General features: G+C 43.0%; 19 protein-coding genes. 8 read left to right on the top strand and 11 right to left on the bottom strand.

Annotated elements, in window-relative coordinates; genetic code table 11:
• Positions 1-41 precede the first annotated feature (41 nt).
• The 6 genes from AB6D07_RS02670 to AB6D07_RS02695 all read right to left on the bottom strand — a co-directional run bounded on the left by AB6D07_RS02670 (position 42) and on the right by AB6D07_RS02695 (position 4,169).
• A complete protein-coding gene (locus tag AB6D07_RS02670) occupies positions 42-1,424 on the bottom strand; it encodes an AMP-binding protein (protein WP_017103987.1) in 1,383 nt (460 codons plus the stop codon).
• Between the two features lie 6 nt (positions 1,425-1,430).
• A complete protein-coding gene (locus AB6D07_RS02675) occupies positions 1,431-1,988 on the bottom strand; it encodes a septation protein IspZ (RefSeq protein ID WP_017103988.1) in 558 nt (185 codons plus the stop codon).
• On the bottom strand, positions 1,988-2,245 hold the full coding sequence (locus tag AB6D07_RS02680) for an acyl carrier protein (protein ID WP_009848591.1): 258 nt from the start codon (positions 2,243-2,245) through the stop codon (positions 1,988-1,990). The genes AB6D07_RS02675 and AB6D07_RS02680 overlap by 1 nt, the downstream gene beginning before the upstream one ends.
• Before the next feature lie 10 nt (positions 2,246-2,255).
• Complete coding sequence (locus AB6D07_RS02685) at positions 2,256-2,516, bottom strand: phosphopantetheine-binding protein (protein WP_009848590.1); 261 nt, start codon at positions 2,514-2,516, stop codon at positions 2,256-2,258.
• 106 nt (positions 2,517-2,622) lie between these two features.
• Positions 2,623-3,393, bottom strand: a complete 771-nt coding sequence (locus AB6D07_RS02690) for a 1-acyl-sn-glycerol-3-phosphate acyltransferase (RefSeq protein WP_009848589.1) — start codon at positions 3,391-3,393, stop codon at positions 2,623-2,625.
• On the bottom strand, positions 3,390-4,169 hold the full coding sequence (locus AB6D07_RS02695; RefSeq protein ID WP_017103989.1) for a beta-ketoacyl synthase chain length factor: 780 nt from the start codon (positions 4,167-4,169) through the stop codon (positions 3,390-3,392). The genes AB6D07_RS02690 and AB6D07_RS02695 overlap by 4 nt, the downstream gene beginning before the upstream one ends.
• Before the next feature lie 71 nt (positions 4,170-4,240).
• Here AB6D07_RS02695 and AB6D07_RS02700 point away from each other — a divergent pair, with 71 nt between their 5' ends.
• The 3 genes from AB6D07_RS02700 to AB6D07_RS02710 are packed head-to-tail and all read left to right on the top strand — an operon-like array spanning position 4,241 to position 6,999.
• Entirely contained in the window at positions 4,241-4,630 is a 390-nt protein-coding gene (locus AB6D07_RS02700; RefSeq protein ID WP_017103990.1) for a hypothetical protein, read from the top strand.
• A 29-nt stretch (positions 4,631-4,659) separates the two neighbouring features.
• Positions 4,660-5,733: a methyltransferase gene (locus tag AB6D07_RS02705; protein ID WP_017103991.1), complete on the top strand. Its 1,074-nt coding sequence runs from the start codon at positions 4,660-4,662 to the stop codon at positions 5,731-5,733.
• Positions 5,734-5,757: 24 nt separating this feature from the next.
• On the top strand, positions 5,758-6,999 hold the full coding sequence (locus tag AB6D07_RS02710; protein WP_017103992.1) for an NAD(P)/FAD-dependent oxidoreductase: 1,242 nt from the start codon (positions 5,758-5,760) through the stop codon (positions 6,997-6,999).
• A gap of 170 nt (positions 7,000-7,169) precedes the next feature.
• Here AB6D07_RS02710 and AB6D07_RS02715 read toward each other — a convergent pair whose 3' ends face one another.
• The gene (locus AB6D07_RS02715) at positions 7,170-7,676 is read right to left on the bottom strand and encodes a hypothetical protein (protein ID WP_009848584.1); all 507 of its coding nucleotides are present in this window, start codon (positions 7,674-7,676) and stop codon (positions 7,170-7,172) included.
• A 139-nt stretch (positions 7,677-7,815) separates the two neighbouring features.
• Entirely contained in the window at positions 7,816-8,949 is a 1,134-nt protein-coding gene (locus tag AB6D07_RS02720) for a flagellar assembly protein FlgT (protein ID WP_017099160.1), read from the bottom strand.
• Between the two features lie 192 nt (positions 8,950-9,141).
• Here AB6D07_RS02720 and AB6D07_RS02725 point away from each other — a divergent pair, with 192 nt between their 5' ends.
• Complete coding sequence (locus AB6D07_RS02725; RefSeq protein ID WP_012603422.1) at positions 9,142-9,777, top strand: FlgO family outer membrane protein; 636 nt, start codon at positions 9,142-9,144, stop codon at positions 9,775-9,777.
• A 9-nt stretch (positions 9,778-9,786) separates the two neighbouring features.
• Entirely contained in the window at positions 9,787-10,218 is a 432-nt protein-coding gene (flgP, locus tag AB6D07_RS02730) for a flagellar assembly lipoprotein FlgP (protein WP_012603423.1), read from the top strand.
• A gap of 278 nt (positions 10,219-10,496) precedes the next feature.
• Here flgP and AB6D07_RS02735 read toward each other — a convergent pair whose 3' ends face one another.
• From AB6D07_RS02735 to flgA, 3 genes are all read right to left on the bottom strand, one after another.
• A complete protein-coding gene (locus AB6D07_RS02735; protein ID WP_017103993.1) occupies positions 10,497-10,922 on the bottom strand; it encodes a flagella synthesis protein FlgN in 426 nt (141 codons plus the stop codon).
• A 65-nt stretch (positions 10,923-10,987) separates the two neighbouring features.
• Complete coding sequence (flgM, locus tag AB6D07_RS02740; RefSeq protein ID WP_029223115.1) at positions 10,988-11,305, bottom strand: flagellar biosynthesis anti-sigma factor FlgM; 318 nt, start codon at positions 11,303-11,305, stop codon at positions 10,988-10,990.
• A 177-nt stretch (positions 11,306-11,482) separates the two neighbouring features.
• On the bottom strand, positions 11,483-12,229 hold the full coding sequence (gene flgA, locus AB6D07_RS02745; RefSeq protein WP_012603426.1) for a flagellar basal body P-ring formation chaperone FlgA: 747 nt from the start codon (positions 12,227-12,229) through the stop codon (positions 11,483-11,485).
• 76 nt (positions 12,230-12,305) lie between these two features.
• Here flgA and AB6D07_RS02750 point away from each other — a divergent pair, with 76 nt between their 5' ends.
• The 3 genes from AB6D07_RS02750 (at position 12,306) to flgB (ending at position 14,722) form a co-directional block, all read left to right on the top strand.
• Positions 12,306-13,232: a chemotaxis protein CheV gene (locus tag AB6D07_RS02750; protein ID WP_009848577.1), complete on the top strand. Its 927-nt coding sequence runs from the start codon at positions 12,306-12,308 to the stop codon at positions 13,230-13,232.
• A gap of 11 nt (positions 13,233-13,243) precedes the next feature.
• A complete protein-coding gene (locus AB6D07_RS02755; protein WP_009848576.1) occupies positions 13,244-14,071 on the top strand; it encodes a protein-glutamate O-methyltransferase in 828 nt (275 codons plus the stop codon).
• Positions 14,072-14,326: 255 nt separating this feature from the next.
• The gene (gene flgB, locus AB6D07_RS02760; protein WP_009848575.1) at positions 14,327-14,722 is read left to right on the top strand and encodes a flagellar basal body rod protein FlgB; all 396 of its coding nucleotides are present in this window, start codon (positions 14,327-14,329) and stop codon (positions 14,720-14,722) included.
• Positions 14,723-14,725 lie beyond the last annotated feature (3 nt).

Raw genomic sequence — 14,725 nt, forward strand, 5'->3', positions numbered from 1 at the left:
ATATAAAAGATAATCTCAGTATAAAATGCGACCAGTGATTTTTATGATTTGACGAGCTGCTCTATGTGAGAGGTTAGTCGCTTGCCTTGGCTGTTGAGGGGGATCTCATCAACAACACGATACTTTCTTGGAATAGCGATTGGCTCTAACCATTTTCTGAGTTCTGAACGTAACATTAACCAGAATTTACCTTTACTCATGGTTGCGAGAGTCACTTGGCCTTCCTCTGATAATACCAAAACCGATGCTAAAATTAAGCGTTCAGGCTCTTCAAAGGGAATGACCACACACTCGCTTATCCAAGGTAGTTGCTCCAGTCGCTTTTCAACTTCAACCAGTGATACTCGTTTTTCTTCTATCTTGATCACTCGGTCGGTTCGGCCTTTCAATATAAATTGATTCTCTGAGACCATTTCGCACTCATCTGCGGTTTGATACCAGTTGTTTTTGTCGATGTACGGCGACAATAACTTAATGCAATTCTCACTATTAAGACTAGCCTTAATACAGTCAAAAAGCTGCCAAGGTGTTTGAACGCTCTGTTGCTGACGAAACGCGATGCCGCCGGTTTCTGTGCTGCCAAACACCTCGATAGGTAAATGCCCAAGCAGATCTCGTGATTGATGAGCCGACTCGGTAGGTAAAGGGCCACCAGAAGAGAACACCCCCGCTAGATGCGTAGACTTTGTCTCGTGTTTTAATCGTTTGAGTAGCGCAGGGCTGCTGATCAGCACGCTCTGCTTGTTAGCGTGAGACAGGATCTGTTCCGGGTACTCAAGATTGTTTCGAGAAAATGGAACTCCAGAACAAAGCGGCCATAAGATTCGAAACAACAGACCATAGATATGTTGGTGTGAGACGGTGCTGTGGACTTGGTTGTCTTTAAGCAAGGCGCCCCAGTTTTTATCTAGCTGAGCGATTTCAATATCTAGGTGTTCTAAGGTCTTATGGATTGCTTTTGGTGTACCGCTTGAGCCTGAAGTAAACAAGGTCAATTGGATTGCTGCTAACTCAATGGCGGGAAGATTATCGGTTAGAGGTTCTCGTATTTCGGTGTCTAATAAGGTTTGGATATTGCGAACTTCATTTATTTCCACTGCACCAATCGCATCATCGACCAACAGATAGTCAAAATGCTCACTCAGCTCAGAAAGCGCACACGGTTGATAATTGCCCGGTAAAATGATGTGTTTGTTGCTGGCTGCGCACGCTAAAAAGGCCACTGAAAATAGGTAGCTGTCTTGGGTGCAAATCGCAACTCGTTGAAAAGGGGATGAAGATAAAAGCTGTACGAGTTGAGATAAGTCGTCGTTAAATGTTTGCCACGAAATCTCGCTATTGTCGTCAAAGCAGACAATAGAATCAGGCGATCTGTTCTGACTGAGAAGTTCAGACAAGGAAGTGTAAGAGACGGTTTGGGTCATAACAATTTAACTCTGACGAATGCGCTGTCTTACTACCCACTCTCCTGCAAAGAGCAACCCTGCAAACAGATAGCTGAGTAAGCCATTGTATAGGGTCCATATTTCAAGAGGTTGGAAGCAGGTGTAAAGGGCAATAGAGCCATTGATAACAAAGAACAGACACCAAACTTTGGTGACTGTTCGTGTGTAATCAACGCCACTTTGTGGAAGCTCTGGCTCTTGGAGGCGAGCAAGCCGCTCGATAATCGTTTGCGGTTGCCATAGGCTCGAGGCGAACACAACCAGCATACAAACATTAACGATGACGGGGTAATAAGTTAGCCAGCCGTGCTGTTTGAAGGTTAACCCTAATGCCAGCAGAACAATTCCGGCACTTCCGCTGATCCAAGCTAGGTGTTTTAGCTCTTTGATTTTAGCCTGACCACCGGTGAAAATGCGGACAGCAAAAATAGCGGCTAAGACGATACCAACGGTTTGTAGGCCAAACTTGTTGAGTCCAAAGTAAACCGCTATTGGATAAGTGAAAAGTATGATTGCCGACAGTAAAGTCAGCAGAGGACGCATTATGCGTCCTTCAATAGTTCAACCACAGACTCGACAACGTCATTAACGGTGCGTACTGCTTTGAACTCTTCAGGCTTGATCTTCTTACCTGTAACGTTCTGTAAGTGAACGACCAAATCAACGGCATCAATGCTGTCGAGATCGAGGTCGAGATAAAGGTGTGCTTCTGGAGTGATATCTTCAGCATCAAGCTCAAACAGCTCGATAAGCGCATCTTTAACCTGGTTGAATACTTCTTGTTGGTTAGCTTGTGTCATAAAGATCTGTCTAGTTGTTTGTTTTAGATGAAATGTAGTTAGCTAGGTTTTCAACCGATGCAAAATGCTGGCGAGTGTTTGAATCGTCGGCATCGATAACAATGTTGTACTTTTTCTTGATAGCAAGGCCGAGCTCAAGGGCATCGATAGAATCTAATCCAAGTCCATCACCAAACAGTGGTGCTTCCGTTTCAATTTCATCAATGCTCATATCTTCAAGATTCAGTGCGTCGATAATCAGTTGTTTTAGTTCGTTGTGTAATGTTTCCACTTAGGCCTACTTAGTACTTTATCTAAATGCTACTTCAAGGGGGGCGATTCTACATTATGTGATGTATTTTCGAAACGCTGATATCACCAGTTGTTTTATTGATGAGCTAAATATTCTCTTCGGAAGGAAAAATAGTCTGTGCAAGGTGTTGATTGAGGCGCCTTGCTGCCGAAGTTAAGTTGTTTGAATTCTCAATAAAGGGTGCGACGTCTATTTTACCTTTCACTGCGATATGAAAAAAGGGTTTAGTGGCAGGAACTTGATACCATTTTTTCTCTTTTGTTAAGAATGTCGGAGAAACTGTAATATGAATCACGCGTAAGTCGGTTTGTGTTCGAGTGGCAATTTGTGCCGCACCACGTTGTAAGGATGGTTCAATTCCTGGCGTTGTGCGAGTTCCTTCAGGGAAAACTAACAATACATTGCCACGCGAAAAGCGTTCTTCACAGCGTTCTAAAAGATCGTCAGGGGTTTGGTTGGGTATGTATCCCGCTGCTTTGACAATCCTCTTCATAAACGGGTTTTCCCATATTGCCGCTTTAACAAGACAATCACATTGAGGAAGTTGAGAGGCGATCAGTACATAGTCAATCAAGCTAGGGTGATTGGCGACAATGATGCAGTTGCGATCTTCGCGGAGCAGTTCGGCGCCATCAATTCGGTAATCAATCGCGCCTGTGAACTTCATTATTTGGCAAAATGCATTGAATGAGAAACGGATTAATCGTTGTGCTTTGAGCTCTCTTTCTATGACGTTGCGAGTCGTTAGGGCGATCGAAGGTAAGATTAAGAAGCTTAAGACTAAGCCTCCCAAACCAAAGATGGTAAAGCAGAGCCCCGTCGCGAATACTCGCCAACATTGGCCTACTTTGCTCATTTCTGTGCACCAGCTTGGGCGTTATTGACCCAGGACCAGTTTTGGTGCTTACCAGCAATAGTCCAATGCTGTGTTCCCAATAGGATATGTTGTAGCGTTTGTAGGCCTTGTGGTAAATCAGCGGCTGAGCTGTCTCTAACTTTGGGGGGGCTAGCGATTGGTTTACTTGTTACTGCTCTCGAAACCGAGTAGTCACTGCCTGCAGTGAGTACTAAACCTAGAGCGTAGTCAGCATAGTGCTGATTTTCGTATTCTCGATATACATCAGGCAGAGGTTGGTCGAAGTCAATGACGAGTACACGATGTGACGGATACTGATGTAGGTAAAGATAAGCTTCAATCAGGGCGTTGTGAAAGGTATCTTGCCCAGAAGCGATAGAGGTCAGTGGAATCGGTGCTTTTGCAGCAATCGTTGTTAGGCCTGCTGCGGTGTTGTGTACTGATTGGGAAAACGCCATTGGAGAGGCATCGTCACCTTCTAATATTGATTGAATCAAAGCAACAGTTCGGTGGAGCTCACCATGCCGACTGGCAAAAACCAGATAATCAATCGAGGTATCTTTTAATAGGGTTAATGCGGTTTGGACGGCCAGTTTGCTTTGCAGGCTCATTCGGCGACGCATCATAGGAGGGATGGCTTTAAATTCGGTTGAGCCATTTTGCGGCCAATCTAAATGAGTGCTCCACGTTTGCCACTCGGCAACGGAATAGAGGCCTGGCGAATTTGCTGACCATTTTTCAATATTAAACGACATTAATTGGGATTGATTTGACATAGAGTATTGATTTACTTTGGGTCTAACTAATACTATGCATGCTTATAAATAAACACGGGTAAGGAGTTTAAATGAAATTACTAAAAATAGCCGTTTCAATGTTATTTATACTCGTTCTTGCAGGCTGTGGACGTGTCCAACCTGTAATGAATGTTGAGGATACTCCAGTTGCTTTGAATCTTCAAAGTAAACAGGTGAAATCAGCGATTTATGAGTCTGCTGAGAACCGAGGTTGGTTGGTTTCAGAAATTAAGCCAGGCCTAATCCGTGCTGAACTGTATGTCCGTTCACATCATGCTGTGGTTGATATTCCATATAATGATAAGTTTTACTCTATTCTTTACGTCGAATCAGAGAATTTGAAGTACGACGATGGTGAAATACACCGTAATTACAACCGTTGGGTTAATAACTTGAACGTTGATATTAAACGCAAGCTTGCACAAATGGCTGCTATGTAGCTCTCTATTATTTTAAAGTTAGGTTTTTCGTGTCGGAATATAAATTAGATCCATTTAACGCATTAGAAGCAAAAACAGAAGCGCAAAAATTGTCTTTTGCTCCTATTGTTTTTCATACAGCTCGTACACTTCGTGATTTAGGTATTTTGAAAGCGTTAGATGACGCGGGCAATGATGGTTTACCCGCTGAAACTATTTCTCAAGCAACGGGTGTATCCGAATACGGTGTCAAAGTTCTGCTTGATATGGCGTTGAGTGCTGATATCGTTACTTGGGATAAGCCCCATTATAAAATGGCTAACCTAGGTTTTTATCTATTGCACGATGGCATGACCAACGCAAATATGGATTTCACGGCTGATGTCTGTTACGCCGCGATGATGCATTTAACCGAAGCAATAGAAGAAGGTACACCCGCGGGCTTGAAAGAGCTGGGTGACTGGGAAACGATTTACCAAGGTTTGTCTCAATTGCCAGAAAAAGCAAAAGAGAGTTGGTTTAAGTTTGATCATTTCTATTCAGATCGTTCGTTCCCTGTGTTACTTGAGAAAGTTTTCAGTAAGAAGCCTAAATCGCTGGTGGATATTGGCGGTAATACAGGTAAGTGGGCAATGCAATGTTGTAACTACGACTCTGATGTCGAGGTGACGATTGTCGATTTGCCGCAGCAATTAGAAATGGCAATGGCAAACGCAACACAGCACGGTCATCAAGACCGAGTGACTCCATTCCCCGCTAACATGCTTGATAAACAGCAAGCGCTGCCGACAGGTACGGATGTGTGGTGGATGAGTCAGTTCCTTGATTGTTTCTCGCCAATGGAAATTCTTAGCATATTAAAGCGTGTTCGCTCTCATATGTCAGAAGACGCGACTGTTTATATCCTTGAACTGTTTTGGGATGCACAGAAATACGATGCGGCTTCTTATAGCTTAAATGCGACGTCTCTCTACTTCACTTGCTTGGCCAACGGCAACAGCCGCTTTTACCGCAGTGAAGATTTCCTAGAGATAGTGGAAGAGGCTGGCTTTGATGTGGTGACTCGTACCGACGATATCGGTCTTGGGCATACGCTTCTGGAGCTGAAAGCTAACGCGAAATAATCATGGTAAACATGGCTTAAATTAATGAAAAAACTGTCAACTCAAGTAGTGATCATCGGAGCTGGCCCATCTGGGTCTATTGCTGCGTCTTTGCTTCATAAAAAAGGCATCGATGTTCGAGTGATTGAAAAGAGCCTTTTCCCCCGTTTTTCTATTGGTGAAAGCCTGTTACCTGCGTGCATGGAAGTGATCGAACAAGCGGGCATGAGCGAAGCTGTGGCTAATGCTAACTTCCAATTTAAAGATGGCGCGGCTTTTCGTAAAAATGGTGTTTATACGGCGTTTAATTTTGAAGATAAGTTCTCTTCTGGGCCGGGAACGACGTTTCAGGTTCAACGAGGTACTTTTGATAAGGTAATGGCAGACTGTGCTGAAGCGCAGGGTGTTACCATTGATTACCAACATGAACTGATAGGCATTAACTTCGCTGAAGACCGTACTGTACTAGATGTACAAATACAGGGTGGAGAGCGTTATCAGCTAGAGGCTCAATACGTCCTTGATGGTAGTGGTTTTGGTCGAGTGTTACCCAAGATGCTCGATTTAGAAGAGCCATCACGACTTCCTCCGCGCAAAGCTATCTTCACACATATTAATGATCATATCTCAGCAACGGATACTGATCTTGAATACGATCGCAGTAAAATTTTGGTCTCGGTACATCCAACCAATCCTGATGTTTGGTATTGGTTGATTCCCTTCAGTAACGGAGTCTCTTCATTCGGTGTGGTAGGGGAACCTAAATTCTTTGAATCATACCCAGAAGACAAGATTTCGGCGATTAAGCAGCTGGCAACAGAAGAGTCGGGCTTGGCCGAGATTTTGGCAAATGCGGAGTATCCAAATCCCGCAGGCGAAATTGGTGGCTATTCTGTCAACGTTAAACATCTTGCAACCGATAAGTATGCATTACTGGGTAATGCGGGGGAATTTCTTGACCCTGTATTTTCATCGGGAGTGACTATTGCGATGAAGTCGGCTCAGTTTGTGGTTGAGTGTGTGGAAAAACAACTCAATGGTGAGAAAGTCGACTGGGATCGTGAATACGCTGAACCATTGATGATTGGGGTAAATACTTTTAGAACGTATGTTGAAGGGTGGTACTCGGGGGCTCTTCAGGATGTGATTTTCTATCAAGAACCAAACCTGAAGATAAAGCAAATGGTATGTTCGATTTTGGCGGGCTACGCATGGGATCAAAGAAACCCCTATGTAAACGAGTCAAAACGTCGATTGAAGACGCTGGCAGAGATATGCCGAAGCTAGATGGTCTATTTAGTATGTAATAGCATGCTAAATGGTCACTATGGTTAGCCATAAATCAAAACAGCCGCAATGCGCGGCTGTTTTTGTATCTGATAATCAGCCTCTCAGCTCGAATACCAACTCCAGTACGTCAGAATCCAAAATTTCTAACGAAGTTATCGAGGTTGATACTACTTCAGATCAATGCTGTTCAATCGTCCCATAAAGATAAGCAGCTCAATCACATCTTTGTGAGCTTCAAGCAGTGCTCGTTTGGTTTGGCTGTAGGCTGCGAGTCGACCGTGTTTTCGTATAGAGCATACTTTTGTTCTATATTTGTAATCACCATTCTCAGAGAAAACACGCCATTTCGCTATGTAGCACTCGTCGCGATGTTCAGGGTCACTCTGCGTTGGATTAGGCTTAAATACAATTTTAGGCTCTAAACTATGAGGCAGACGTGTCATGAGATAAGGTTCTTTGAGGACCTTTGGCCAAAACTTGCCCCAAAGCTGTCTACCTAGCTCATCTCTTAATTTGATGGTTTTCTTGAGTGCTTTGTCTTCCCCCATACGAACAAAGCCAACTGAACGATGTAATACCGTATCGTCGGGTGTATGAATGTGGATCTTAAAAGCGGTCTTACCTTTCGAGATAAAGCGGTAACCGGTAGCACCAATTAGATTATTCTGGCTCATAGTTCGCTAAATGATGATTATGTTATTAATAAGATTACGACAAATACCGCGAAACCGAAACTAATCCTCATGAAAAAAATAAAGCCTTAGTACTTTTGCTAAGGCTTTATTAGAAAATATGAGTTGATGGTGCTGCTAACTACATGATTTTCTGCATTACATCACCAATTTGAATGCTTCCCGCAAGGCTTGGTTGATCAATGGTGAGTTCAGCTTCGTTTTCATAAACGCGAGAAACCGTCAGGGTGATATCGCTTTGAGAGACCTTATTGCGTGGCAAGCCTCTTTGGTCGATAAATGAACCTGTGTGCCAAAGCTGAAGTTTGTCGCCTTGTTCTACACCGTGTATTCGGCCTAAATCAATGGTCACCATATTCCCAAACACAGCAGCAACTTCAGGAAGCGTGATTTTACAAGATACTTCCGATTCTAAATCCAACATAATATTACGACTGACACGAAGCATCATGCTGCCATAGGTTGATGCCCAGAAACGAGCACTGCGGGTGTCGATTTCACTGGTCTTCGCAAATGGCCATTTTGCTACTTCACGATAGCTTCGGTTGTAAACCTGATGACCTGTTTTACCATCGAATACCTGCATTTCTAACGCAAATTGGCGATTGATAATGTCGTCTTTCAAAAGCTTCGATTCAATGGTTGCGGTTAAGTCGGTGATGTCACCACCTATGATGTACTGTGCCCCCGTATCTTGTGCGATCATTTTGATCACTTCCGGTCGACGCTTGTCAATGTCGTAATTTGTTGTGCCAACAGAGACAAAACTGCGAGATTCTTGCGCCAGTTGTCGGTTAACAACATGGCCAAAATCATCACCAATGTTATAGATTCGGCCCATCACAGCTTGTTGTGGAGAGCTTACATCAATATTACCGACCAAAAACGTCTTCTTATATTGGCTTTCATGGCAAGCACTTGCCGAAGGGTAGATGTCTATCCTTGCAGTGACCATTATATTGCCACCGCGTTTCTTCTCTTTTTCTACTAAGATGTAGCGCACTTCATGATTGGTAAATTGAAATTCTTTCTTTTTTGCATCTAAGTAGGGGGTGAGGTTTGCAATACTGCCGATGTCAGCACCAGAGAACTGTATGGCTTTGTAAACGGCATCCTCTAGGGCATGAACCCTTGCCGCATCCTCTGACGATACGATGGTTGCAGTACCGGTAACTTCATACCAAGAGGCATGAGTACTGAAGCTGATGGTTGTCAGTAAACTTATTGAAAATAAGTAATAAATTATTTTTTTCATCTATTCGTTACCAGTTGGGTATAAATATTGCTTAACAAATATCTATAAGCTTAAAGCTGACTCAAGTGCGTTTTTCATAATCTGAACCATTAATGAAAAGCAAAGATTGTTCCAACATTGTAATCCATTGAAAAGAGTCATGGCGAGAACATATTGGAACAGCAAGCACTAAATATATCTGGAGATAAGAGAATGAAAAAATGGCTCGTAGTAATGAGTGTCATGTTAATGACATCATGCGCTTATTCGCCAATCTATAACGGTAAATCTGAGTATTCAGGTAGTCCGTTTATGTTGATGGACAGCCCGCGTCATACCATGGATTTTTTCGTGGAAAGCATGACCGAAGATTTGATCTTGTCGAATACGAGTATTTCAGCCAGAACACCCATTGCCATTACCTCGTTTGTCGATCTGCAACACATGGACACAACCAGTTGGTTAGGAAACTCGGTATCAGAAGGTTTCATTCATCAGTTTCAACGTCGAGGTTTTAAAGTGGTTGATTTTAAAACCACAGGCTCTATCCAAGTGACCCACCAGGGGGATTTTGCTATTAGCCGCGATTGGAAAGACTTAGCCCAAGAGCAAGACGTCCAGTATGTTTTGACTGGAACTATGCTTCGTCAAGAAGGCGGTGTTCTAGTGAATGCTCGTGTGGTCGGAATGCAAACTCGCATCGTTGTTGCTTCCGCACAAGGCTTTTTACCTGCAGACCGTATTGGTCGTGACTTAGATACTCTGAACAGTATTCGAACTCAAGATGGGGTTATTATTCGTTCTGATCCAACGATCAGTCAGCCTCATACTGTTATTCTTCGCCCTTAGGAGTTCGTGATGAAGAAGTTAATATTTGTTGTTGCCGCTTTATTGCTTGTCGGCTGCCAACCATTACAAAGCATGAGACCTAATGACTTTTTGGTTGCGGTTGGCTACGCGAGTGTCAGCGAGCAGAAAGGTCGTAATGACGAAGAGAAACGTATTCGAGCAATGAGAGCCTCTAAAATTGATGCGTATCGTGAACTTGCCGAGCAAGTGTATGGTATGCGCGTGAGTGGTCGAGCTGAGCTTGAAGATCAGCGTCTTGGTACTGAGAGAACTTCAGGCGCGGTTGATGGTGTTATCCGTGGTGCCGAAGTGGTGCGCAGTTACCCTGTTGGCGACAGCTATGTGACTGAACTGCGGTTAGACATCCAAAAAATGGAACAACTGCGTAATTATGGCGAAGTTCAGCCAGTGCCTGAGAAGAGGCAACAAACGTTGTTCTAGTTTAAGGGGCGTCTAGTTATAGGTTTCTCCTGTTATATTGGCTGCTATTCGCTTTCCAGATGGCGTAACGGCAACCAGTAACGGTTATGAATAAGAAAGCGGTAAGTATTAAAGTGCTTGCCGCTTTTTTGTTTATCGGCTTGGGGAGTACATTCACAGGTTTAGTGGGAGATTTGACTAGTGTAACGAGAAGGGTAGGCTGAGATACAGATACAGATACAGATACAGATACAGATACAGATACAGATACAGATATGAGAGGGCGGTGGTTTACCTAACTAGGCTTTAACGTTGGTTCCTAGCGTAGAAATTGTATGCGTTTGGCCTCCGGCATTGTAGGTCATGCCAATTTTGCCGTGACTTTGCTGCATCATATTGCTGAGTTTTTTGAAGCTAAGGTGTGCTCGATTCAAGGCTTCGCCATTTACCAAGTTCGCTTGATGGCAGTCGTGCACTATGGATTTGATGGTTGTGACTAACTGAGCAAGTTCAGGGTTCTCGGTCAGTTCAGATATATTAGTATGGGCAGCGATTCGTTGATCGGTTGATTTTAGTTGTTCAACAAGAACCACTTTCTCTTTGGCTATTCGCTCAATATCGCTTGATTGTCGGCTTGTAATAGCGATTTTCTCTGAACTCAATAATTCAGATAAGGCTTTGGCATTTTGAAGTTGGAAATTAACTAAATCTGCTAGTGCCGCCATAATGTAACCTACTAATAACCTCGTGTACTTTAAGATAATAACTTTATTTTAAAGCTAATGTTTGCTTAAAGACCTTTTAATTCGTTTTCAAATTTCATCATGTTGTCGGCCAACTTTTCTGGATCAACAGTGTATGAACCATTTGCGATCGCTTCTTTTATTGCCGCGACTTTCACTGAATCGAAACTTGGTTGTGCTGCCATCTCTTGATGGAGTTGACCAATCGCCTTGCCTTGTTGGCTTAGTGAAACCGCATCTTTGCTTGCTGGTGATTTAGATGATGCATCAGATCTTGATGCCTCAGACTTAGAATCAGAGCGCACTGCTGAGCGGTTAGTGCTCGCTAGGGTTTGCCCTGAACGAATATTATCAATACCTGCCATAGTTAAGCCTTTTTCTTCAAAATGGGAACCTGTACAGTCAATATCGACCATGGGTGAGAATACTTTAGCAATTTTTAGCTCAATAGTCGAAAACGAACCAAACACCTCAACCGTTATAATTGGATGTTAGAGTTGAGAATAAAAGCGCTAACGATACCGACACTTTAAAGTGAAGTGTTAAAAGTAAACCGTGACTTCAGACATGCTGGTAACAATACCTTCGATTATACGCTGTGATTTGTCATTTTTCACCCTAACTTGATCACCCATTGAGCCATCGGTAAGTGCAGTACCTTTGGTGGTAATGGTCATGCCACCTTTTACTGCCTGTATGATAACCTTCTCATTTCGGCATACGACACAAATATCGCCTCTTTCGACAACATCACCGGGTCTTAGGTTCTTTTTTACCTTAGCACCGATGACTTGTTGTGGGGTGGTAAAGCCTTGGCGACGAAATTTGTTGAGAGAAATCATCGCAGTCGTGACGTCGTATTGACCGACAATTTCGCCTCTCGCCAGTGAGCGAGTCGTTGTGACAAGTGGTACTGACATTGAAAGGCGCACTGGCACGTAAACACGCCATTCATCAGGAACACAACGAACTAAAACTGTAATGCTGCTACGAGTGTTGGTTGTTGTCGAGGCACTTGTCTCGAGGGGGATAGGACAATTTGTGGCTTTGATTCTAGAGTCTACATTAGCGGAATTAACAAAAAGTTCACCGCCTCGCGGTTGCTCCACCGAGTCAAGGATGTGTTGCTCAGCCGCTGATTGGATCATGTCAATTTGTTCCGGCGTTGCCGCGTGTGTAAAAAAACTAAACAATATTGTTAGAATGCCGATAAACTTAGCGACAGTTTTAAAAATAGTTCTACACATAGCTATGGAAAAAAGATATATGTTTGCTTTATGATATGTCATTTTATTTCTCTAGTGGTTCGTAGCCTGCAGTAGACTAACACTTTCTATCCAAAAAGTTTGATATGGAGATGAGCTCATGACGGGTATTCTTGATTCAGTGAATCAGCGTACGCAACTCGTCGGTCAAAACCGATTAGAATTACTAACCTTTCGCCTAATGGGGCGTCAGCGTTACGGTATTAATGTATTTAAAGTGAAGGAGGTTTTACAATGCCCTCGTCTGACTTTAATGCCAAATTTACATCATCTCGTAAAAGGTGTGGCTCATATTCGTGGTCAGACAGTTTCTGTCATTGATTTGAGCCTAGCGGTAGGCGGACGTCCTACATCTGATATCGATAAGTGCTTTGTGGTGATTGCTGAATTTAACCGTACTATCCAAGCATTCCTCGTAAGCTCTGTAGATAGAATTGTTAATATGCACTGGGAAGCTATTCTTCCACCACCAGATGGTTCAGGTAAAGATAATTACCTAACAGCGGTAACCAACATCGATAATGAATTGGTTGAAATTCTGGATGTTGAAAAGATCCTTGCTGAGATCTCACCTGTTGATGAAACCATGGATAGCAGAATCGCAGAGGAAATTGCAGAAGTTGAACAAGAGAAAGAATTGGTTCGCCGAATCTTGATTGCTGATGACTCGACAGTTGCTCGTAAGCAGGTTCAACGTGCTATAGAATCTATTGGTTTTGAGGTCATTGCTGTTAAAGATGGTAAAGAAGCCTATGAGACTCTGATGAAAATGGCATCGGAAGGCAGTATTTACGATCAAATTTCATTGGTCATTTCAGATATCGAAATGCCTGAAATGGATGGATACACGCTGACTGCTGAGATTCGTCGTCACGCAGAACTAAAAGATTTATACGTAATTTTGCACTCATCATTGAGTGGTGTATTTAACCAAGCCATGGTTGAGCGTGTAGGGGCTAACTCCTTCATCGCGAAATTCAATCCTGATGAGCTTGGTGGCGCGGTTAAAGCTGCGTTAACTAACTAAAAGAGACATTAATGACTGCTATAACAATAAGTGATCAAGAGTATCGCGATTTCAGCCGTTTCTTAGAATCTCAATGTGGCATTGTATTAGGTGACAGTAAGCAGTATTTAGTGCGCAGTCGTCTAAGCCCATTAGTAACGAAGTTTAATGTAGCTTCATTGTCTGATTTGCTAAGAGATGTAGTGACAGGTCGAAACCGTGAGTTGAGAGTGGCGGCAGTGGATGCTATGACGACTAACGAGACACTTTGGTTCCGAGATACTTATCCGTTTGCTGTACTAGCGGATAAACTTCTACCGGAAATAGCGGCAAATAAACGTCCTATCAAGATTTGGTCTGCGGCAAGCTCTTCAGGCCAAGAACCATACTCAATGGCTATGACGATACTTGAGACCCAAGCACGTAAGCCGGGTATGTTGCCAAATGTATCGATTACCGCTACTGATATTTCAGCAAGTATGTTGGATATGTGCCGCACCGGCGCTTATGACAACCTTGCCTTGGGCCGAGGACTTTCTCCTGAGCGCCGTCGCACTTTCTTTGAAGATGCTGGCGATGGTCGTATGAAAGTGAAAGACAACGTTAAGCGAATGGTAAACTTCCGTCCTCAGAACTTGATGGAGAGTTATGCACTGTTAGGCAAATTCGACATTATATTTTGTCGTAACGTGTTGATTTATTTCTCTCCGGATATGAAGTCAAAAGTTCTTAACCAGATGGCAAATAGCCTGAACCCTGGTGGTTACCTGTTATTGGGTGCGTCTGAATCGTTAACCGGCTTAACGGATCGTTTTGAAATGGTTCGCTGTAATCCAGGCATCATCTACAAATTAAAGTAATTAGTGTCACCACTTTAAGGTGCAATATTACTGTCCAAATTTAAAACCCAGCCAAGTGCTGGGTTTTCTTTTTCTAATTTAATCTATATCTTTAAGTCAGAGTGACATTCCAATTTACTCTATTTGTTGGCTTGTATATTGCAAGTTTACCCACGAGTAACCTGTAAAAGTAATGGTCGGCCACTTTGTTTTTAAAGTTGGTATATATATTGCTTAGGTTATTTCATAACAGTCAGTTCTTGAGTTGAGGTTTACATGGCTATTTCTTTTGACAATGCTTTAGGCATTCACCAGCACACAGTTGGTGTACGTGAGCGTAACGCTGAGGTGCTTTCCACCAATATCGCGCAAGCTAACACGCCTGGGTATAAAGCAAAGGGATTAGACTTTAATAAATCACTGCAGGCGGCAAGTTCTGGGGCAAGCATTGGTCTTAGCCGAACAGACGGTCGGCATATTTCTGCCTCAACAACGGTGAATGGGGAAACGAAGTATCGAATTCCTACGCAACCTGATACTGGAGATGGCAATACGGTTGATTTGGATTTGGAACGAAATCTTTTCATGCAAAACCAAATTAGGCATCAAGCCTCTCTCGACTTCTTAGGAAGTAAGTTCAAGAATTTAACTAAAGCGATAAAAGGGGAATAACTA

Origin of the sequence: Vibrio sp. 10N.239.312.C11, from assembly GCF_041466065.1 — a bacterium.
In the GTDB taxonomy this organism is placed as follows: Bacteria; Pseudomonadota; Gammaproteobacteria; order Enterobacterales; family Vibrionaceae; genus Vibrio; species Vibrio tasmaniensis_A.

Excerpts from the sequence above, each read along its gene's own strand:
- AB6D07_RS02680 (WP_009848591.1), bottom strand. The coding sequence starts at position 2,245 with ATGACACAAGCTAACCAACAAGAAGTATTCAACCAGGTTAAAGATGCG.
- flgB (WP_009848575.1), top strand. The coding sequence starts at position 14,327 with ATGGCTATTTCTTTTGACAATGCTTTAGGCATTCACCAGCACACAGTT.
- AB6D07_RS02690 (WP_009848589.1), bottom strand. The coding sequence starts at position 3,393 with ATGAGCAAAGTAGGCCAATGTTGGCGAGTATTCGCGACGGGGCTCTGC.
- AB6D07_RS02725 (WP_012603422.1), top strand. The coding sequence starts at position 9,142 with ATGAAAAAATGGCTCGTAGTAATGAGTGTCATGTTAATGACATCATGC.
- AB6D07_RS02710 (WP_017103992.1), top strand. The coding sequence starts at position 5,758 with ATGAAAAAACTGTCAACTCAAGTAGTGATCATCGGAGCTGGCCCATCT.
- AB6D07_RS02695 (WP_017103989.1), bottom strand. The coding sequence starts at position 4,169 with ATGTCAAATCAATCCCAATTAATGTCGTTTAATATTGAAAAATGGTCA.
- AB6D07_RS02755 (WP_009848576.1), top strand. The coding sequence starts at position 13,244 with ATGACTGCTATAACAATAAGTGATCAAGAGTATCGCGATTTCAGCCGT.
- AB6D07_RS02735 (WP_017103993.1), bottom strand. The coding sequence starts at position 10,922 with ATGGCGGCACTAGCAGATTTAGTTAATTTCCAACTTCAAAATGCCAAA.
- flgA (WP_012603426.1), bottom strand. The coding sequence starts at position 12,229 with ATGACATATCATAAAGCAAACATATATCTTTTTTCCATAGCTATGTGT.
- AB6D07_RS02720 (WP_017099160.1), bottom strand. The coding sequence starts at position 8,949 with ATGAAAAAAATAATTTATTACTTATTTTCAATAAGTTTACTGACAACC.
- flgP (WP_012603423.1), top strand. The coding sequence starts at position 9,787 with ATGAAGAAGTTAATATTTGTTGTTGCCGCTTTATTGCTTGTCGGCTGC.
- AB6D07_RS02750 (WP_009848577.1), top strand. The coding sequence starts at position 12,306 with ATGACGGGTATTCTTGATTCAGTGAATCAGCGTACGCAACTCGTCGGT.
- AB6D07_RS02675 (WP_017103988.1), bottom strand. The coding sequence starts at position 1,988 with ATGCGTCCTCTGCTGACTTTACTGTCGGCAATCATACTTTTCACTTAT.
- AB6D07_RS02670 (WP_017103987.1), bottom strand. The coding sequence starts at position 1,424 with ATGACCCAAACCGTCTCTTACACTTCCTTGTCTGAACTTCTCAGTCAG.
- AB6D07_RS02700 (WP_017103990.1), top strand. The coding sequence starts at position 4,241 with ATGAAATTACTAAAAATAGCCGTTTCAATGTTATTTATACTCGTTCTT.
- flgM (WP_029223115.1), bottom strand. The coding sequence starts at position 11,305 with ATGGCAGGTATTGATAATATTCGTTCAGGGCAAACCCTAGCGAGCACT.
- AB6D07_RS02715 (WP_009848584.1), bottom strand. The coding sequence starts at position 7,676 with ATGAGCCAGAATAATCTAATTGGTGCTACCGGTTACCGCTTTATCTCG.